Below are 18,402 nucleotides of genomic sequence, written 5' to 3' on the forward strand. Positions count from 1 at the left end.
CGGGGTGCACTGCACGGCTGTGCCTGAGCTTGGCCAGCACTGCGAAGAACGCTTCGACAGGTAACAGCGGCTGCGATCCCATAGGGTCGCAGTGCCCCGATGTGGGTACTGCGAAGCATGCGAATCGTCATCACAGGAGCAACCGGAAACGTCGGTACGGCGCTCATCCGCCGACTCGGCGACGAGCACTCGGTGGTCGGGGTGTCGCGGCGCCGTCCCAGCACCGGAGGCGCTGCCTGGCACACCGCCGATCTGACCCGCCCGGACGCCGTCTCCGTCCTCCGCGAGATCTTCGAGGGTGCCGACGCGGTCGTGCACGCGGCGTGGGCGTTCCAGCCCTCCCACGACCTCGGCTACCTGGAACGGGTCGGGGTCGACGGGACCCGGCACGTGATCGAGGCCGTCACCGCGGCCGGCGTACCGCACCTGGTGCACCTGTCGTCGATCGGCACCTATGCCAAGAAGACCGCCAACGCCCCGGTCGACGAGTCATGGCCGGCCACTGGTATACCCAGCTCTCCCTACAGCCAGCACAAAGCAGCGGCCGAGCGGCTCCTGGACGAGTTGGAGGAACGGTCCGGCGACTCACCGATCGTCACCCGGATGCGGCCCGGAATCATCGGCCAGCGCTCCGCGGGCAGCGCGCTCCTTCGCTATGCCTTGCCCGCGATCGTGCCGGCGAGAGCCCTGGACCTGGTGATGCTGGTTCCGCTGGACCACGCCCTGGCCGTACCGGTCGTGCATGCGGACGACGTGGCCGACGCCATCGCGCGCGCACTCGAGCGTGGAGCCGGCGGCGCGTACAACCTCGCCACCCCGAAACCGATTACTGCCGACGACATAGCAGCAGCCCTGCGTGCCCATCACGTGCACGTCCCGGCTCCCGTCGTACGGGCCGCGGCGGCTGCGGCCTGGCACGCGCGCTTGCAGCCGGTCGATCCCGGTTGGCTCGACCTGGCCTACTCGGTGCCACTGCTCGACACGACCCGGGCCGAGCGCGAGCTCGGCTGGCAACCGCGCCACGACGGGCCCGAGGTGCTCCGCGAGATCATCGACGGCCTTCGCACCGCCGCGTCCGGCAGGACTCCGGTACTCCGTCCGCGCACGGTGGCCCGGCAACTGGCCGATCTGCTTCGTCGTGGGCCGGTCAGCCGGCGCCGCCACACCTGATGAGCGCGCGAAAGGAAGCAGGAGTGCGGGAACTGCTGAAAACCATCGCTCGGGAACGCTTCGGCTGGGCAGAGCTTCGGCCCCCACAACTGGAAGCCATGTCGGCGGTGATGGCCGGCCGGGATGCCTTGGTGGTGATGCCGACCGGCGCGGGGAAGTCCGCGATCTTCCAGGTTCCGGCCCTGCTGCTGGACGGACCGGCCGTGATCGTTAGCCCGCTGATCTCCCTCCAGCACGATCAGGTCGTCGGCCTGCTCGACGCCGGCGACGGTTCCCTGACCGCCCGTGAACTGAACAGCACGATCGGCGCGACCGAGCGGGCGGAGATCTACGAAGCGCTGGCCACCGGCGAGCTGCGCTACCTGTTCCTGGCGCCCGAACAACTGGCGAAGACCGACGTCCTCGACCGGCTGGCCGAGACCAAGCCCGCGTTGTTCGTCGTCGACGAGGCGCACTGCGTGGCCTCCTGGGGACACGACTTCCGGCCCGACTACCTCCGCCTCGGCGACGCTGCCGAAGCGCTCGGCCGGCCGCCCGTGCTGGCCCTCACCGCGACCGCGTCGCGACCGGTTCGCGAGGAGATCGCCGCCACGTTGCGGTTGCGCGACCCCCTGCAGGTCGTGGCCGGCTTCGACCGGCCGAACCTGTCCCTCGAGGTTCTCTCCTCCGCGGACGCCGAGCGCCGCCGCGAACTCGTCCTCGAGCAGGCGGCCGGCGAACCCGGCGCAGGAATCGTCTACACCGCCACCCGCCGGGAGACCGAGGAGTACGCCGCCGCGCTGACCGAGCGTGGTCGCAACGCGGCGCCGTACCACGCGGGCCTGAAGAAGACCGAGCGATCGGCCACCCACGAGGCCTTCCTGGCCGGCGAACTGGAGGTCGTCGTCGCCACCACCGCCTTCGGGATGGGGATCGACAAACCCGACATCAGGTTCGTCGTGCACGCCTCGCTGGCCGACTCGCTCGATTCCTACTACCAGGAGATCGGCCGGGCCGGACGTGACGGTCAACCGGCCAAGGCCATCCTGGTGCACGGTCCCGGCGATCTGGGTCTCCGCCGATTCCTGGCGCCGACGCCGCCGGACGAGAGCACGGTGGCCGACGTACTGGCGGCCGTCCGGACCGCCGAGAAGCCCGTACTGCGAAGCCGTCTCGCCGATCGGCTCGAACTGTCACGAACCCTTGTCGGCCGTTGCTGCGCCTTGCTGGAACAGGCCCAGGCCGTCCGGTTCGACCGACGCAACCGCCTGCGCCCCGTCGGCGAATCGGCGACCGCGGCGGCAGACGCCGTCGCGGTCGCCGAGGTCGCTTGCCGGGTCACCCAGTCGCGCCTCGACATGATGAGGGAGTACGCCGAGACGCGCGGCTGCCGGCGCCAGTTCCTGCTGTCCTACTTCGGGGACGACCTGGCCGAACCGTGCGGCAACTGCGACACCTGCGCTGCCGGCCTGCCCGAGCCGGCGACCACCCGCAGTTCGCAGTACGGGCTGAACGAGAGGGTGCGGCATCACGACTTCGGCGAAGGCTCGGTACTGCGAGCGGAAGACGACCGGATGGTCGTGCTCTTCGACGAATTCGGATACCGCACCCTGTCCCTCGATGCCGTTGCCACCAACGAACTGCTGGAGCCGGTGACGGCACCGAACTGATCGGACCTACTGGTTGGTGGCGTTCTTGACGGCAGCCTGAGCCTTGGTCTTCATCGTGCCCTTCAGGTCCGCGAGGGGCGCGTAGGTGCCGTACAAGGCCGGGTCCGGCGCGGGGGCGCTGCCCGGACCGCCGAGCGGCTCGGGATCGGTGAGGTACTCCAGCGCACCGTCGCCCTTGGTCCAGCCACCCTTGGGCCCGTCCGTGCCGTCCGAGAGCCGCCAGATGGTGTGGTTGTGGTCCTGGTTCTCCTCGTCGAGCAGGGCCTCCGGAGCGATCGGGCCGCCCAGCCCGTCGGCCTCCAGTTCCTCGATCGCCTTCAGCCACTGCTTCTGATGCACGGTGTCCCGGGCCAGGTTGAACTGCAGCATCGCCTTCACCCCGGGATCGTCGGTCATGTTGTACAACCGCGCGGTCTGCAACCGGCCCTGCGCCTCGGCCGCCGCGTTCGCCCGGAAGTCCGCCAGTAAGTTGCCGCTAGCAACGATATAGTTGCCGTTCCACGGCACGCCCTGGCTGTTGGCCGCCAGCGCGCCACCACCGGCCACGATCGCCTGCTGCGGATCCATCCCGCCCAGCACCGCCGCCATCACCGGATCCTTCACCGCTTCCGCGGTCACCGTCGACGGCGCCCCCTCCAGCAGCCGCGCCACCATCGTGGCCAGCATCTCCACGTGACCGATCTCCTCGGTCGCGGTGTCCATGATCAGATCCTTGTACTTCCCCTCGACCCGGCAGTTCCAGCCCTGGAACAGGTACTGCATGGTCACGGTCATCTCGCCGTACGCGCCGCCGATCAACTCCTGCAGTTTCCGCGCGTACAGGGCGTCCGGCTTCTCCGGCTTGGCTTCGAACTGCAGTCGCTTGGTGTGACGGAACATCAGTCGTCTCCTTAACGGGTGGGTGGCCCGCAGTACCCACCACCGGGGCACCCACACTCACGTCATGGCTGCTATCGGACGGTCAGGGCCGGGAAATGTCCTGGACCGTGTCACCGGTGGCCTGCTCGGGCATCGCGCGGGCGATGTCGGCCTGCGCGAGCATGCCGACCAGGTCGTGGCCGTCGATCACCGGCAGCCGCCGCAACTGGTGCTCGGTCATCGTGGCCAGCGCTTCCTCGATGCTGTCGTCGGCACCGATCGTGACCGGTTTGCCCTGCCCGAACTGGCCGGCCAGAGCGGTGGACGGATCACCACCGTCCGCGACGCAGCGCACCACGATGTCGCGGTCGGTCAGCACGCCCTTCAGCCGGTTGTCCTCACCGCAGATCGGCAGGGCGCCGACGTCCAGGTCCCGCATCTTGCGGGCCGCGTCCGCCAGCGTCTCGTTCTCGCCGACACACTCCGCGCCGGCCGTCATCAGCTCTCGTGCTGTTGTCATCGCACCCTGCTCCCTTCACCTCTTACTGCCAGATGGGGACGCGGTTCCCCGGCAGATCGCCTCGAAACGCCGTTGACCGGACATTCGGGCCGCGCATGGCCAGCGGCAGGGAGGGGTACAGGGAGGCGCTCTGATGAGCCACCGCGGCGGGGTTGCGCACTCAGCCCCTCAGCCGTGCGGTGCCGGTTCGCCGGGCATCACGCGAGGACAGTCGGACGATGGAATCAGCAGTGCTGCAGCAAGCCGTTGGCATCTTGATGGACTGGTACGGCGTCCCGCCAGAGGCGGCGATCGAGCAGCTCGAGCAGTGGGCCACCGATTGTGGCGCCGCGAGCTGGGAGGTTGCCGAGGGCCTCGTGCACGGCATCTGTCTGGGCCGGCCGACCGCCTGCCGCGAGGAAGTCCTGCGGCACCTCGAGCAGCTGCTCCGGCAGTTCCCTGCCACGGCCCAGCTGCCGGACTGAGAACTCAGCCGCCGGCCTTGGAGTCGGTATCGGTGACGAGTTGCTCGGCCAGCCGGTTGAGTTTCACGTTGCCGTGCTGGGACAGCCTGGTCAGGAAGGCGAAAGCGCGCTGGTCGGTCAGGCTGTAGCGCTCCATCACGATGCCGATCGCCTGACCGATCGTCCGCCGGGTGCGCAGCGCCTCCTGCAGGTTGTGGATCTCCTGTGCGTAGGCGATCGCCATCGCCGACTGGTGCCGGAACAGCACCCCGAGCGAGCCGAGATCCCCGAACGCCCCGATCCGGGTGGAGTAGAGGTTCAGCGCGCCCTGCGACTTCGGCGCGTCGAAGAGCCGGATGCCGGCCTGCGCACGGATCCCCACCGCCACCGCGGTCGCGGCGTACCGGGGGAATCTTGCGTCGGTGGCGAGATCGGACGCCACCACGTGTGCCGTGTCCACGGCGGCCTCGTAGCACGGCCCCTCTTGCAGGTCGTACTGCGCGGCGTCCACACCCCACAGGACGTCGTCGGTCGGGGCGACCGTCTCCAGCGAACCATCACTGTGTTTGACCGTGATGCTGGCATAGACGACCTCGGGCAGCACCTCGACGGCGGCCGTCGTGATGCGACTCAGCGTATGGTCCAGGTCTCCGGGAGTCAGCGACTTCGCCAACTGCCGGGCAACCTCGTCCAGTCCGTCTTCATCCATTCCCATCGTGTACCCCCTTCTGCCCGTCTCAAGCCGCCGGCGGTACGACTTCCCTGCCGCTGCTACTTGCGGGCGTCCTGGTCGAGAACCTGGTTGACCGACCGTTCCAGCACGACGCGCGTCTCCTCGTCGTCGAGATCGGAACCGACCTCGGCGACCGTGTCGGCGATGGTGCGGCCGTGCTTGTACTGCTCGACCACCCGCGGATCCACGTACGACGCGCGCGCCACCGCCGGGGTGTTGCCCAGATGGGACGACACCTCCTCGAGCATCTCCTTCACCGCCGCGTCGAGCGCCTTCTTCGTGGTCGGCGGGTCCGCCTCGGCCAGCTCCACCGCCGCGTGCACGGTGGCGGTCCAGGTGCGCAGGTCCTTGACCGTGTAGTCGTCGCCGACCAGTTCGTGGAACCGCTCGTTCACCATCGCGGCGTCGATCTCGTGGTAGCCGTTGCCGTCGCGGTAGACCAGCAGCCGGTCGCTCCCGTGCTTGCCGCGCTTCAGCGAGCGCACCGCGGCCACCAGCCGGTCGTCCTCGAGTTCGATCTTCCGCTGCTGACCACCCTTGGCCACGAAGTCGAAGACCAGCTTGCCCTTGCTGACCCGGACGTCGTCGCGCAGCAGGGTCGCGGCGCCGCGGCTGCCGTACTCCTCGGCGTAGGTCGTGTTGCCGGTCCGGAAGACGCCGTAGTCGAGCATTCGCAGCGCGACCGCCAGCACCCGGCGGCGATCGAGACCGCTGGAGCACAGATCGGCGTCCACCGCCTCCCGGAAGGCCGGCAGCTTGCGGGCCAGTTGCCGGACCCGGTCGTGCTTGTCGGCGTCCTGGGCCGTCCGCCAGTCGTCGTGGTACAGGTACTGCCGCCGGCCGGCCTGGTCGGTGCCGATCGCCTGGATGTGGCCGTTCGGATAGGGGCAGATCCAGACGTCGGTCCAGGCGGGCGGGATGGCCAGCGTCCGGATCCGTTCCAGGACGTCGATGTCCTCGATCTTCGCGCCGTCGGTGTCGAGATAGCTGAAGCCACGGCCGCGACGCCGGCGGGCGAAACCCGGCCGGTCCGGATGGCTGCGTCGAATTCGCACACGTCCCGGTACCCACCCCGATGCACCCGGAGGGGCGGCTTGGACGGGCCGAAGATCTTGTGCGACGGTGGATGGGACCACGCAGCGTTCACCGGCGCTCACGAACTCCAGACGGGATGGTCGCGATGGACGAGGTGGACAAGACCACCTTGCTGGTCCGGATGGCACGGCTGATCGCCGACAAGGCCACCGACGTCCCGTTGGAGACCCGGCTGTGCCTGGCCTACCTGGGCATCCTGGGCGGTGACGGAGCCGCCCTCACGCTGAGCTACACCCTGCCTGACCGGATCACGCTGTGCACGACCGACGACGTCGCCGCCCGGCTGGAGGACCTGCAGGACGTGCTCGGCGAGGGCCCCGGCCCGACGGCGTACCGGACCGGGCAGATCGTGGTCGCCGACCTCCGCTCCGAGCAGAACTCCTGGCCGATGTTCGCCGACGCGGCCCGCCAGATTCCGGGCGCCTCCGTCCTGTACGCCGTCCCGATGCGGCCCCGCGAGGACGGGGTGATCGGCGTCCTGACCGTCCATCAGGGCGATGCCGACCTGCCAGACCTCGATCAGGCGCAGTTCCTGGTGAACGCGATCGCGGCCGCGGTGATCAAGGACCCACCCGACGAGTCCGAGCTGCTGATCGGTCCCTGGGCCGCCCGCTCCCAGATCCACCAGGCGACCGGCATGGTGGTGGCTCAGCTACGGGTCGGCCCGGACGATGCGATGGCACTGCTGCGAGCCCACGCCTTCACCCACAACCTCACCCTGAGCGAGGTGGCCGAGCGGATCACCAGCCGGCGCCTGCACTTCTCCGACGATGCCGAAAGCGAGACCTCATGACCGCCGCCAGCGCATCCCAGGCCTTCGTCGCCGCGGCCGCGGCGATGGTCCAGCAGGACGACGTCGCTCATACCCTGGCCACGCTGCTCGACGACTGCGCGAAGTTCACCGGAGCCGGCGCCGTCGGGCTCCTGGTCCACGACGACGGCGGCCGGCTGGAGCTGCTGAGTGCTTCCTCGCACCTGGCCACCGAGCTCGAGCTGTACCAGTTGCAGCAGGATGACGGACCGTGTGTCGATGCCGCCCGCGACGGTGAACCGATCTCCGCACTGACGGACGCCGACCTCACCGGCCGGTGGGAACTGGTCGGCCCGGCCATCGTGGCTGCGGGGTTCCATGCGGTCCACGCCGTCCCGTTGCGCTGGCACGGCCGGTTGATCGGTGCGCTGAACGCGTTCCACACCGCCCCCGCGACCATCGACGACGAAGCCCGTCAGCTGACCCAGGCCTTCGCCGACATCGCCACCATCGTCATCGTCCAGTCCACCGCCCTGACCCCCAGCCAGCTGAACGACCGGATCCGCGCCGCCCTCGCGGGCCGGATCGTGATCGAACAGGCCAAGGGCGTCCTCGCCCAGACCACCGGCCTCGACCCCGCCGCGGCGTACCGGCTGCTGGTCGAGCGGGCCTCGGGCGACGGCGCCACCCTGACCGACACCGCGCAGCAGACGATCCGGCACGCCATGCGGCGGGGGTGACCGGTCAGCCCTTCTGTGCCGTGGTGGCGACGCCGTCCAGGATGTAGCGCTGCCCGAAGGCGAACAGGACGATCATCGGCACAGTGGCGATCACCGCTGCCGCCAGCGCGATCTCCCAGTGGTACTCCCCCGACAGCGCGAAGGCGTCGACCAGCTGTTTCAGACCGCGCGGCATGGTGAAGTACTCCGGCGTCTGCAGGTAGATCAGCGGTTTCATCAGGTCCGACCAGCTGGCCTGGAACTCGAAGACGAACACGATCACCAGAGCGGGCCGGCACAACGGCAGCGCGATCCGGCGGAACAGCCCGAAGTACCCGCAGCCGTCCACGCGAGCGGCCTCGAACAGTTCGCGCGGGATGCCCAGGAAGAACTGCCGGAGCAGGAAGATGTAGAACGCCGAACCGAACAGGTTCTGCGCCCACAGCGGTACCTGGGTGTCGATCATCCCGAGCTGGTTCCAGATCAGATAGACCGGGATCATGGTGACCGCGCCCGGCAGCATCATCGTCGCCAGCACCAGGCCGAACAACGGTCCCCGGAACCGGAACCGGAAGTAGGCGAAGCCGAACGCCACCGCCGCGCTGGACAGGGTGACCGTGGCGGCCGCCATGAAGCCGACCGTGAGCGAGTTGACCAGCCAGTTGACGACCGGCGCCGCCTTCCAGACCTCGACGTAGTTCTGCGGGCTGAACACCTCCGGGATCAGCCGGTTGTCGAACACCTGGTCCTTCGGCTTCAGCGACGCGCTGACCAGCCACACCAGCGGGTAACAGAAGGCGAAGGTGGCCAGCGTCAGGCCGAGATAGAACGGCAGGCGAAGGATCCGTCGCCCGGCCCCGCGAGCCGCCGCCATCAGTCGCGCTCACTTTCGTAGTACACGTACCGTTTTCCCAGCCGGAGCTGGATCAGGGTGATCGTCAGGATGATCAGGAACAGCACCCAGGCCATCGCCGACGCGTAGCCCATCCGGAAGTACTGGAACGCGTTCTGGAACAGGTAGACCAGGTAGACCAGCGACTCCTCCGACGCGGTCTCCTTCTGCTGCGGCCCGTAGAACATCGTGTACGCCTGGTCGAACATCTGCAGCGCCGCGATCGTGTGCGTGATGATGGTGAAGAACAAAGCGCCGGAGATCATCGGCAAGGTGATCCGGACGAACCGGGCCACCGGGCCGGCACCGTCGAGCTCGGCCGCTTCGTAGAGCTGCCGCGGCACGTTCTTCAGCGCGGCCAGGTAGATCACCACGCTGCCCCCGACACTCCACAGACTCACCATCGCGATCGACGGTTTGAGCCAGGCGGGGTCGGTGGTCCAGTTCGGTCCCTGGATGCCGACCCAGCCGAGCACCTGGTTGACCAGGCCACGCTGACCGTTGAGCAGCAGCAGGAACATCGCGCTGGCCGCCACCGCCGGGGTCATCACCGGCAGGTAGAAGGCGGTCCGGAAGAAGCCCGCTCCCCGGCCGACGCGGTAGAGCATCAACGCCAGGCCGAGGGCCACCACCGAACCGGTCGGCACGAAGATCAGCGCATAGACGAAGGTGTTGAGCAGTGCCTTCGCGATCTTCGGGTCCTGGAACAGTTCCTGGTAGTTCGCCGTACCGACCAGGTTCGGGGCCTGGATCAGCTGGTAGTCGGAGAACGAGAGCACCAGGCTCGCGAGCATCGGGCCCGCGGTGAAGATCAGGAAGCCGATCAGCCAGGGGGAGATGAAGAACCAGGCGGCTCGGCTCTCCCCCCGCGCCAGCGCAGAGTGCACGTCAGCCCTGCTCGGCTTTGTCGAAGGCCGCCTTCGCTTCCTTCTGGGCCTGGTCGAGAGCAGCCTGCGGTGTCGCCTGCTTCGCCAGCACCTTGGTCACCGCGCTCTTCCAGGCCGCGTCGATCTCGGCACCTGCTGCCGACGCGTTCAGGGCCTTACCGGCATCCAGGCTTCCGTAGTAGTTCTCGATCGCCTGGTCGAAGCCGGCGTCGCCGGTCGGCTTCAGGTACTTCGCCTTGATCTGCTCGTCCGCGATCTTGTTGGCCGTGAACAGCCCGGTGAAGAAGGTGCCCTTGGTCTGTACCGTCCGCATCCGCGCCTCGGCTGCCTTGTTCCAGGTGTCCGCGCTGGTCATCGTCTTGGCCCACTCACAGGCCGCGTCCGGGTTCTTGGCGCCCTTCGGAATCACCCAGGCCGACCCGCCCACCGTGCTGGTCTGCCGGCCCTCCCGGTCGGTGAACGGCGTCGACACCAGTTGCAGGCCGTTCTTGCGGGAGTCGAGCAGGACGTTCACGTACCAGTTCTCCATCGGCATCGCGCCGAGCTGATCGCGGACGAACTGGTTCTTGGCGCCGAAGATGTCGAAGGTGTCGCGGAAGGTCTTGAACTGCGACCAGCCACCCTGCTGGTCGACCAGCTTGACCGAGTAGGCCAGCGCCTCCACCGCCTTCGCGTCGTTGAGGTTCGGCTCGCCGCCCGGCTTCACCAGTTCGGCGCCGTTGGCGAGCGCCCACAACGGGAACAGGTCCGGCAGCTTCGGATCGAACCCGATCCGGTCCGGGCGGCCGCCCTTGGCGCGGTACAGCTTGGCAGTGGTCTGCTCGAGCTGGTCCCAGTCACTGGTCCGGATCGCCTCGGCCGTCAGACCGGCGGAACGCAGTGCCTTGCCGTCGATCAGGTTGACGACGACCTGGTAGAACTCGGGGATGCCGTAGGTCTTGTCCTTCAGCCGCAGCGCGTTCATCGCCGCTTCGCGGTACTGACCGGTGTCGATCGCGTGATCCTTGATGCAGTCGTCCAGCGGCACGACCGCGCCTTTGGCGGCGTAGGTGCCGACCAGCTTGCGGTCGATGTAGGCCACGTCCGGCGGGTTGCCGCTGGAGACCGCGGTGAGGAACTGCTGAGCGTCGAACTCGCCCTTGTTGTTCTTGACGGTGACGCCCGGGTGCGCCGACTTGAAGGCGGCGATCCGCGACTGCGCGACCTCGTCCTCGCCGCCGAAACCCATCACCATCAGGTTGCCCGACGGAGTCTTCCCGCCCGGGCCGGCCGCTTCACCGTCCTTGGCGGCGACCCCCGCACACGACGTGACCCCACTGGCGAGTGCCACGCACAGGACCATCGTCGAAACGCGTCTGTTCAAGACCCCACTCCACTCCACGAGAACCGGCAAGACGCCGTCGGTACCCCGGACGGCGCCTTGTATTCACGGGTGGTGGTTTTTTCGAGGAAGCGGCCTACTCGGCGTGGTCGATGGTCTGTTTGATCAGTGCGGCGGCGACGTGGTGGAGCTTGGTGTTGGCCGCCTGCGAGGTGCGGACCAGGAAGGCGAAGGCCCGGTCGGGATCGAGCCGGTAGCGTTCCATGATGATGCCGACGGCCTGACCGATCTGCTCGCGACTGTGCAGAGCGCGGCTGAGCGTCTCGTCGTGGCGTGACCAGCCGAGTGCGACGGCGGCCAGCCGGGCGAACATCGCCCCGATCAGGTGCGTCTCCTGGCCGATCCCGTACGGCTCGTTCGCGTACAGGTTCAGGGCGCCCCGGGCATAGGTCTCCGAGCTGAACTGGAACGCCAACTGAGCGTGGACCCCGAACTCGTTGGCTGCTCGTGCGCCGTAGACCGGCCAGCGGTGGTCGTTGGCCAGATCGTCGGCCTGCACCCAGGGCTCCCGCAGCGCCGCTTCCAGGCATGGGCCCTGGCGCAGCGCGTACTGGATCTCGTCGAGCGCGACAGCGACCGGGTCGGTCGGCGCGAGGGTTTCGATCTGGCCGTTCCTGGCCGTCAGCGAGATGCTGGCGGCATCGATTCCGGGGACGGTGTCGGCAGCGGCGCGGGTGATCTGCTCCAGCGCTTCGTCCAGATCGATCGGATAGGTCAGAGTCTCCGCGACCGTATCCATGACTGTTATCAGTCGCTGCTCCACCATCGACTCCGATCCCTCAGCAGGGCCGGACCGGGCGTCGGGCCAATGCAGCCCATTCTGCACCTCCGGCGGCTCTACGGCAGACTTCCGTCCGCGAGAAGCCGTCGAGCTGCCTCCACGATCGGCAACCCCGATCGCAGGGCGTGCTGGTCCAGCAACGCGAGCGCCTGGTCGAGATTGAGCCGGTACCGCTCGGCTAGTACGCCCTGGGCCATCGCGATCGTGTGGGTCGCCTCGAGATCGATCCGGTTGGTCGCGGGATCACTGGCCCTGCGCTGATCGTTCATCGGGCAACCTTCCGGGGCCAGCCGAACGTGGCGCTGGTTCGCCCCGCTCCGGCCGGCCGCCTCCATCATGCCTCCCGGCCGGGCACCGGTACATTCCTGCACAACTTTCGCTGCCGTTCCTCCCCGGCACCGCAGATCGTTGCCCCTGGCCACGGCACCGCCGGTTCGCAAGAACCGGTTTCCTGCGTGCCTGGCCGGGCACCGGAAGGTTATGTCAGCCACTCTGCCGATCGCCTCGCTCTCCGACTCCGGACGCGCGGTCCGCGATGTCCTGCTGCCGTTGGTCGTCCAGGGCGCGATCCTGCGACGGCCGACGTTCACCCGTCTGGCCGAGCGGATGGCCGCCGACGACCGGGCCCTCCGCCAGGTCGATCGGCTCCGCGAGCGATACGGCGAGGGTCCGCTGCTGCTCCGCCTCCCCGGTCGTACCATGGCGCTCGTCCTCAGCCCCGGCCACGTGCGCCGGCTGCTCGACGAGACGCCGGCTCCGTTCTCCGCCGCGACGACGGAGAAGACCGGCGCCCTGAGCCACTTCCAGCCGCACGGAGTACTCATCACCGAGCCGCCACTACGCGACGCGCGACGGCGACTCAACGAGCGGGTCCTCGACACCGATCAGCCCGTGCATCACCAGGCCCACGCAATGGTCGACGTGATCAAGCAGGAGCTGGACGGACTGGAGGCGACGCTCGGCTGGACCGACTTCCGCGAGGTGTGGTTCCGGATCGTCCGCCGGATCGTGCTCGGAAACCAGGTCGCGGACGACACCGAACTGATCGCTCTGCTCGACTCCCTGCGCTCGGATGCCAACTGGGCCGGGTTCCACCCACGGAACAAGTCCGCCCAGGAAGAGTTGCACCGCCGGCTGACGCAGTACGTCGCCGACGCCGAGCCAGGCAGCCTGGTCGCAACACTCGACGGGGCCGCCGACGCCTCGGTGGATCCGGTCGGCCAGGTACCGCACTGGCTGTTCGCCTTCGACGCGGCCGGGATCGCCTTGTGGCGGCTGCTCGGGCTGCTCGCCGCGCGTCCGGAGTACGCCGAACCGGTGATCGCCGAAGCCCAGCATCCGATGACGTCCCCGCTGCTTGCCCACGCGGGTGCCGCGGTTCAGGAATGCGTCCGGCTCTGGCCGACCACCCTGGTCGTACTGCGCGAAGGGATCGAGCCGACCGCCTGGGACGCGGGGACGGCGCCCGCCGGAACCCAGTTCGCGATCGTCAGCTCGGTCTTCCACCGCGACAACCACGCACTGGAGTTCGCGAACTCGTTCGAGCCGGAGATCTGGCTCGACGGCCGCTCCGAGGGCGAGTGGCCACTGATCCCCTTCAGCGCGGGTCCGGCCGTCTGCCCGGGCCGCAATCTCGTTCTACTGGTCACCAGCGTCGCCGTCAGCCACCTGGTCGGCGGCTTCGAACTCGAGGTCGATCCGGCCACCAGAGCCAAGCTGGCCGGACGGATGCCGGCCACCTTCGACCACACCGGCGTCAGAATCGGCTTCTGGCGACGACAGCCTGAGCAGCGTTGATCAGGACCCCGCGACCTGGTCAGCTGCCGGCTGCACGCAATTGTCTGCCGACGGGCTACGCCGACGCCCGGTCGTTCTTCCGTGGCCGAACGGTCCGTCCGTGCGAGGCGACCTGGTCCGGTTCGTCGTGAGCCCGGGAGTTCAGCGTGGGAACCACCGGTTCACGCTGGATCGGGCCACCGCCCAGTCTTCGGCTCTTCCACTGCTTCTCGTCGTAGTCGTAGTACGTGTCCACGCCACCAACAGTCATCGTCAACTCCTGCCAAGCACCACAGAGCGGCCGCTGACTGCTTAACATGCCGTCCGACCAGGCTGACACGAATCCGCCGATCGTGCCAGCCCGATCGGTCGTCGTTCCGATCACAACCACCCGGCCGACGGCCTCCGATTCGCCCTGGGTACAGGGCTTTCGCGCCGGTCGTCGCTCGCCCGACGGCCGGCACCACCGTCTTGAGGGGAGACGCGATGCCGACCAACCGTTCCCATCCGCTGAGGCTCCGGCTGCTGCTGTCGTCGACGGCGGTCGTCGTCTCGATCCTCGGCGCCCTGCTGATGTCGTCGCGCGAGCTGCCGATCCTGCTCAGCCTCGGGCTGGCACTCGTCGCCGCCTTCGCGCTCATCGACGTCGCCGGAATCCTCAGTCTGCGGCATTCCCCGCAGAAGTCGCAGGCGGGTGGGCAACGGCTGCATCGCCGGCCTTGAGCCGGGTCGGGCTAGGCGACCGCGGGCAGACTCGCACGCAGACCGCTCAGGATCTGCTTCAGCAGCCGGGACACCTGCATCTGGCTGACCCCGATGTCCGCGCCGATGTCGGCCTGCGACCAGCCCTCGACGAACCGCAGGTGCAGGATCCGCCGATCCCGCTCGCACAGCTCCGCCAGCACCGGGCGCAGCATGTCGACCGCCTCCAACTGGTGCAGCGACGCGTCCTCCTCGTCCGGAACCACTTCCGCCAGCGCGAGACCGGTCTCCGTCTCCGGCCGGTCGAGGGACAGGGTGGTGAAACAACCGTGGGCGGCGAGCGCCTGCTCCACCTCCTCGATCTCCAGCCCCAGCCGCTCGGCGATCTCGGCCGAGCTCGGCTCGTGCCCGAGCTCCTGGACCAGCAGCGGCAGCTTCGACCCGATCATCCCCTGCAGTTCCTGCAGCCGGCGCGGGATCCGTACCGTCCAGGCGCTGTCGCGGAAGTACCGCTTCACCTCGCCGCGGATCGTCGGTACGGCGTACCCGATGAACGGGGTGTGCGCGCTCAGCTGATAGCCACGAGCCGCCTTGACCAGCCCCAGGTACGCCACCTGCTCCAGGTCCTCCGGATCCGGTCCCCGGTTGCGGAACCGCTGCGCGATCCCGCGGGCGATCTCGATGTTGAGCTCGACGATCTCCTCCAGCAGTTCCTGCCGTTCGGTCTCGTCGGTACTGCGCTCGCGGCGCTCGAACAACTTCTTGGTCGCCGCTTCGCGCACCGCGCGGTCCTCGGCGGTATTGCACTGCATCGGCACTGACTCGATCAGAAGAACCATGATTTTCGACCTCGCGACGCATCGTCACGGCGCGGCCTACTTCTAGACCGCGATCGAGGAAACCCGCACGTACCCATCACGCGGTGGAATATGCGCTGCTACTTCGGGTGATCTTCCCGGCGAACCCGAAACTCATCGCGGACGGCAGGTTTAGCGGTGGGAACAGGGTCGGCAGTACTTCGGTGGCGCGGCGCTCGGGCAGTGCAGCCAGTAGCGCGGGCCGGGTCTGCCCCGCCGCGCCACCGCCGCTGTCCCACCTGGTTCAGCGGGGCAGTTGACGAGTCTCGATCAACTGCTGGGCGACGTCACGCAACTTCGTGTTGGTGTCCTGGGAGTATCGCTTCAGGATCGCGAACGCGCGGTCACCGTCGACGTCGAAACGCTCCATCAGGATGCCCATCGCCTGTCCCACCAGCTTCCGGGCGTCCACGGCCGCGGCCATCGACGCCTCGTGCCGCGCGGTGGCCACCGCGATCGACGCATGCCTGGCCAGGATGTGCGCGATCGCCTCGTCGTCGGCCCCGAAGGCATCGACCTCGGTGCTGTAGAGGCCCAGTACGCCGAGCGCGCCGGCCGCGGTGGTGAGCGGAACGTCCAGGACGCTGCGTACGCCGAGGCCGAGCACCCGTTCCGCCCACTCCGGCCAGCGCTCCTCGACGGCGGTGTCACGGACCCGCACGGTGACGTGGCCCGCCATGCACTCCACCAGCGGACCCTTGCCTCCGGCAACTTGTGACTCGTAGATCGCCGCCACCACCGGATCGGTCACGGCCGGCACCTCGAACCGGCGCCCGCGAACGGCCAGCGCGATCCCGGCGTACGAGCAGTCCAGTGCCTGGAGCGCGAACTCCACCACCGCCTCGACCGTCTCCTCGACGCCACCGGAGTCGTGCAGCTCCACCGCGAGCTCGGCGAACCGCGTGGCGGCCACAGCCGGCTCGACCGGGAGCACGGACGCGGTGGGTGCGGTGTGGTTCAGCCGATCCATGGCACTGATTATGCCAAGGCCGCTCGCCGCCGCCACTGCTGGTGAAGCCACATTTCCATCACTCAATGTCATCTTATCGTGATCCTGAGCTACTACACTGAGCTCTCATCTGGGTACAGAGACGTTGCCTTGGAGATCACTTTCTCGGAAAGCAAGGTCCTGTATGCCGAAACGCGGCCTCTTCGCCGTCGTCCTGCTCCTCACTTCCGCGCTGGCGAGCTGCAGCGACGTGCCGGCTTCTCTGCCGGCGACCGAGCAGCTCGCCGCGCCGAGCACACCTTCGACGCCGCCACTTTCACCGACGCCGACGCCGAAACCGCAACCGCAACCGAAGGCGGCGGAACTGCCCCGAGGTGGGCGGCAGCTCTTCCCCGCGCATCAACTGGTCGCCTTCGTCGGCGCACCCGGATCACCGGCGCTGGGCCCGCTCGACCGCGACCTGGACGTGCGGGTCCGCCGGCTGGAGCGCCTTGGAGCGTCGTACCGCGATGGGCGCACGGTGCTGCCGGTGATGGAGCTGATCGTCGTCACCGCCCAGGCAGCGCCCGGTCGCGACGGCAAGTACCGGTCGCGGATCGATCCCGCCCAGATCGACAAGTACCTCGCGGTCGCGCGCAGGCACAAGGCGCTGCTGATGCTCGACGTCCAGCCCGGGCAGGCGAAACCGCTGGCCGAGATCCGCCGCCTCGAACCGTGGCTGAAGCAGCCCGACGTCGGGCTGGCGGTCGATCCCGAGTGGGAGGTCGGTCCCGGCCAGGTCCCGGGCCAGGTCTTCGGCCGGACCTCCGGCGCCGAACTGAACGCGATCGGCGCCTACCTGTCGGGCCTCGTCACCGAGCACAAGCTTCCGGAGAAGCTCTTCGTCTTCCACCAGCTCTCCAAGCCCATCGTTCGCGACGAGGCGGCACTGCGCACCCATCCCGGCGTCGCGACGGTGAAGTCTGTCGACGGGATCGGCACCCGGGAACAGAAGATCGCCACCTACAACGGGCTCACGAAGGGACTGCCGAAGGGCATCCGCAGCGGCTTCAAGCTGTTCTACTCCGAGGACACCCGGCACGGCCCGTTGATGACGCCGGCCCAGGTGCTCGCCGTACGGCCCCGGCCCGACCTGGTGATCTACGAGTGACCGACCTGACCAGGCGGCGTTTCCTCGCGCTGACCGCGGCCTCGACGGTAGTTGCCGGATGCACCGACATCGCCGCGGACACCAGTCCGGTGGTGCACGCCCCGGGCAGCTCTCCGGCGACGACGACCCCACGCCGTACGCCGAAACCCGCCACCTCGCCCCCACCAGCGCCGCCACCCGCCAAGCTGCAGGCCAACGAGCTGGGCCAGCTCCCGGTCCTCATGCACCACCGGCTCGTCACCTCGTCGGCCGGGGCGTACGACCAGACTCCGGACTTCTTCCGGCAGGAACTCGAACGACTGTACCGCGAGAACTACCATCCGGTCCGCGCGATCGACCTGGCCCGGCGAGACCTGACCGCCGTCCCGGCCGGCAAGACCCCCGTCGTCCTCACCTTCGACGACAGCACTCCGAGCCAGGTCGCGTTCGACTCGGCGGGCCGGGTCGAGAGCGACTGCGCTCTGGGCATCCTGCGTGGGTTCCACGCGCGCCATCCCGACTTCCCTGCCGTAGCGACGTTCTACGTCAACAGGAACCCGTTCGGGCTGAGCGGGGCTGCCGTGCCGCAGGCCCTGGTCCGCCTGACCGCGCTGGGATGCGAGATCGGCAACCACACCTGGAGTCACCCGAACCTGCACACCCTGTCGCGGGCTGAAGCCGAAGCCGAGATCGGTAAGCTGGCGGCCATGGTGCGTGGGGCGACCCCCGCGAGTCCGTGCGGCACGCTGGCGCTCCCCCTCGGCGTCCATCCACGCGACTCCTCCGTGCTGGCCCGCGGAGGACGCGGCAGTACGGCGTACCGGAATCTTGCGGTGCTGCTCGTCGGTGCCAACCCGAGCCTTTCGCCGTACCACCGTGACTTCGACCCGATGGCGATCCCCCGCATCCGCTGCAGTTCCCACCGCAACGGCCGTGGTCCGCTGGAATTCAACTACTGGCTCGACCAGCTCGCCACCCGCCCGGGCCTGAAGTACATCGCTGCCGGCAATCCTGCCCACGTCACCGCACCCAGCAGCCTCCGCCAATCTCTCGCTCCCGGCCTGGCCGACCGAGCGATCTGGTGGAACTGACCGGCCGGTTTTCCCGCGG

General features: G+C 68.6%; 21 protein-coding genes. 9 read left to right on the forward strand and 12 right to left on the reverse strand.

Going from position 1 to position 18,402, the window contains the following annotated elements; translation table 11 throughout:
* Positions 1-117 precede the first annotated feature (117 nt).
* Together OX958_RS26310 and OX958_RS26315 are read left to right on the forward strand one after the other, a co-directional pair.
* The gene (locus OX958_RS26310; protein ID WP_270132249.1) at positions 118-1,170 is read left to right on the forward strand and encodes an NAD-dependent epimerase/dehydratase family protein; all 1,053 of its coding nucleotides are present in this window, start codon (positions 118-120) and stop codon (positions 1,168-1,170) included.
* Between the two features lie 23 nt (positions 1,171-1,193).
* Positions 1,194-2,819 carry a RecQ family ATP-dependent DNA helicase gene (locus OX958_RS26315; protein WP_270132251.1) on the forward strand — a complete coding sequence of 542 codons (1,626 nt, stop codon included), beginning with the start codon at positions 1,194-1,196 and terminating at the stop codon, positions 2,817-2,819.
* A 6-nt stretch (positions 2,820-2,825) separates the two neighbouring features.
* On the opposite strand, the gene OX958_RS26320 is transcribed toward OX958_RS26315, so the two are convergent.
* Both OX958_RS26320 and OX958_RS26325 read right to left on the reverse strand, forming a co-directional pair.
* Complete coding sequence (locus OX958_RS26320; protein WP_270132253.1) at positions 2,826-3,698, reverse strand: manganese catalase family protein; 873 nt, start codon at positions 3,696-3,698, stop codon at positions 2,826-2,828.
* An 82-nt stretch (positions 3,699-3,780) separates the two neighbouring features.
* Positions 3,781-4,197, reverse strand: coding sequence for a CBS domain-containing protein (locus tag OX958_RS26325; protein ID WP_270132256.1), 417 nt, complete (start codon positions 4,195-4,197; stop codon positions 3,781-3,783).
* A 218-nt stretch (positions 4,198-4,415) separates the two neighbouring features.
* On the opposite strand from OX958_RS26325, the gene OX958_RS26330 reads away from it, so the two are divergent.
* On the forward strand, positions 4,416-4,661 hold the full coding sequence (locus tag OX958_RS26330; protein ID WP_270132258.1) for an ANTAR domain-containing protein: 246 nt from the start codon (positions 4,416-4,418) through the stop codon (positions 4,659-4,661).
* 4 nt (positions 4,662-4,665) lie between these two features.
* On the opposite strand, the gene OX958_RS26335 is transcribed toward OX958_RS26330, so the two are convergent.
* Together OX958_RS26335 and OX958_RS26340 are read right to left on the reverse strand one after the other, a co-directional pair.
* Positions 4,666-5,355, reverse strand: a complete 690-nt coding sequence (locus tag OX958_RS26335) for a GAF and ANTAR domain-containing protein (protein ID WP_270132260.1) — start codon at positions 5,353-5,355, stop codon at positions 4,666-4,668.
* Between the two features lie 56 nt (positions 5,356-5,411).
* On the reverse strand, positions 5,412-6,428 hold the full coding sequence (locus OX958_RS26340) for a DNA topoisomerase IB (protein WP_270132263.1): 1,017 nt from the start codon (positions 6,426-6,428) through the stop codon (positions 5,412-5,414).
* Positions 6,429-6,553: 125 nt separating this feature from the next.
* Here OX958_RS26340 and OX958_RS26345 point away from each other — a divergent pair, with 125 nt between their 5' ends.
* Both OX958_RS26345 and OX958_RS26350 read left to right on the forward strand, forming a co-directional pair.
* Complete coding sequence (locus OX958_RS26345) at positions 6,554-7,261, forward strand: ANTAR domain-containing protein (protein ID WP_270132265.1); 708 nt, start codon at positions 6,554-6,556, stop codon at positions 7,259-7,261.
* A complete protein-coding gene (locus OX958_RS26350; RefSeq protein WP_270132266.1) occupies positions 7,258-7,959 on the forward strand; it encodes a GAF and ANTAR domain-containing protein in 702 nt (233 codons plus the stop codon). The genes OX958_RS26345 and OX958_RS26350 overlap by 4 nt, the downstream gene beginning before the upstream one ends.
* Before the next feature lie 4 nt (positions 7,960-7,963).
* On the opposite strand, the gene OX958_RS26355 is transcribed toward OX958_RS26350, so the two are convergent.
* The 5 genes from OX958_RS26355 to OX958_RS26375 form a co-directional block, all read right to left on the reverse strand.
* The gene (locus OX958_RS26355) at positions 7,964-8,812 is read right to left on the reverse strand and encodes a carbohydrate ABC transporter permease (RefSeq protein WP_270132268.1); all 849 of its coding nucleotides are present in this window, start codon (positions 8,810-8,812) and stop codon (positions 7,964-7,966) included.
* Positions 8,812-9,717 (reverse strand): carbohydrate ABC transporter permease, encoded by a 906-nt coding sequence (locus OX958_RS26360; RefSeq protein WP_270132269.1) that lies wholly within the window; start codon positions 9,715-9,717, stop codon positions 8,812-8,814. Before OX958_RS26360 ends, OX958_RS26355 begins: the two co-directional genes overlap by 1 nt.
* A gap of 1 nt (position 9,718) precedes the next feature.
* Positions 9,719-11,080, reverse strand: a complete 1,362-nt coding sequence (locus OX958_RS26365) for an ABC transporter substrate-binding protein (protein ID WP_270132270.1) — start codon at positions 11,078-11,080, stop codon at positions 9,719-9,721.
* A 94-nt stretch (positions 11,081-11,174) separates the two neighbouring features.
* The gene (locus OX958_RS26370; protein ID WP_270132271.1) at positions 11,175-11,837 is read right to left on the reverse strand and encodes a GAF and ANTAR domain-containing protein; all 663 of its coding nucleotides are present in this window, start codon (positions 11,835-11,837) and stop codon (positions 11,175-11,177) included.
* A 98-nt stretch (positions 11,838-11,935) separates the two neighbouring features.
* Positions 11,936-12,148: an ANTAR domain-containing protein gene (locus OX958_RS26375; RefSeq protein WP_270132274.1), complete on the reverse strand. Its 213-nt coding sequence runs from the start codon at positions 12,146-12,148 to the stop codon at positions 11,936-11,938.
* A 211-nt stretch (positions 12,149-12,359) separates the two neighbouring features.
* Between OX958_RS26375 and OX958_RS26380 the strand changes: the two genes are divergently transcribed.
* On the forward strand, positions 12,360-13,676 hold the full coding sequence (locus tag OX958_RS26380) for a cytochrome P450 (RefSeq protein ID WP_270132275.1): 1,317 nt from the start codon (positions 12,360-12,362) through the stop codon (positions 13,674-13,676).
* A gap of 55 nt (positions 13,677-13,731) precedes the next feature.
* On the opposite strand, the gene OX958_RS26385 is transcribed toward OX958_RS26380, so the two are convergent.
* Positions 13,732-13,926 (reverse strand): hypothetical protein, encoded by a 195-nt coding sequence (locus OX958_RS26385; RefSeq protein WP_270132276.1) that lies wholly within the window; start codon positions 13,924-13,926, stop codon positions 13,732-13,734.
* Positions 13,927-14,141: 215 nt separating this feature from the next.
* Between OX958_RS26385 and OX958_RS26390 the strand changes: the two genes are divergently transcribed.
* Positions 14,142-14,378 carry a hypothetical protein gene (locus tag OX958_RS26390; RefSeq protein ID WP_270132278.1) on the forward strand — a complete coding sequence of 79 codons (237 nt, stop codon included), beginning with the start codon at positions 14,142-14,144 and terminating at the stop codon, positions 14,376-14,378.
* A gap of 11 nt (positions 14,379-14,389) precedes the next feature.
* On the opposite strand, the gene OX958_RS26395 is transcribed toward OX958_RS26390, so the two are convergent.
* Together OX958_RS26395 and OX958_RS26400 are read right to left on the reverse strand one after the other, a co-directional pair.
* Complete coding sequence (locus OX958_RS26395) at positions 14,390-15,196, reverse strand: sigma-70 family RNA polymerase sigma factor (protein ID WP_270132280.1); 807 nt, start codon at positions 15,194-15,196, stop codon at positions 14,390-14,392.
* Positions 15,197-15,458: 262 nt separating this feature from the next.
* A complete protein-coding gene (locus OX958_RS26400; RefSeq protein ID WP_270132283.1) occupies positions 15,459-16,184 on the reverse strand; it encodes an ANTAR domain-containing protein in 726 nt (241 codons plus the stop codon).
* A gap of 163 nt (positions 16,185-16,347) precedes the next feature.
* On the opposite strand from OX958_RS26400, the gene OX958_RS26405 reads away from it, so the two are divergent.
* Both OX958_RS26405 and OX958_RS26410 read left to right on the forward strand, forming a co-directional pair.
* Positions 16,348-17,313, forward strand: coding sequence for a hypothetical protein (locus OX958_RS26405; protein ID WP_270132286.1), 966 nt, complete (start codon positions 16,348-16,350; stop codon positions 17,311-17,313).
* Positions 17,310-18,383 (forward strand): polysaccharide deacetylase family protein, encoded by a 1,074-nt coding sequence (locus OX958_RS26410; protein WP_270132288.1) that lies wholly within the window; start codon positions 17,310-17,312, stop codon positions 18,381-18,383. The genes OX958_RS26405 and OX958_RS26410 overlap by 4 nt, the downstream gene beginning before the upstream one ends.
* Positions 18,384-18,402: the final 19 nt, after the last annotated feature.

It is taken from the genome of Kribbella sp. CA-293567, from assembly GCF_027627575.1.
Classification (GTDB): Bacteria; Actinomycetota; Actinomycetes; order Propionibacteriales; family Kribbellaceae; genus Kribbella.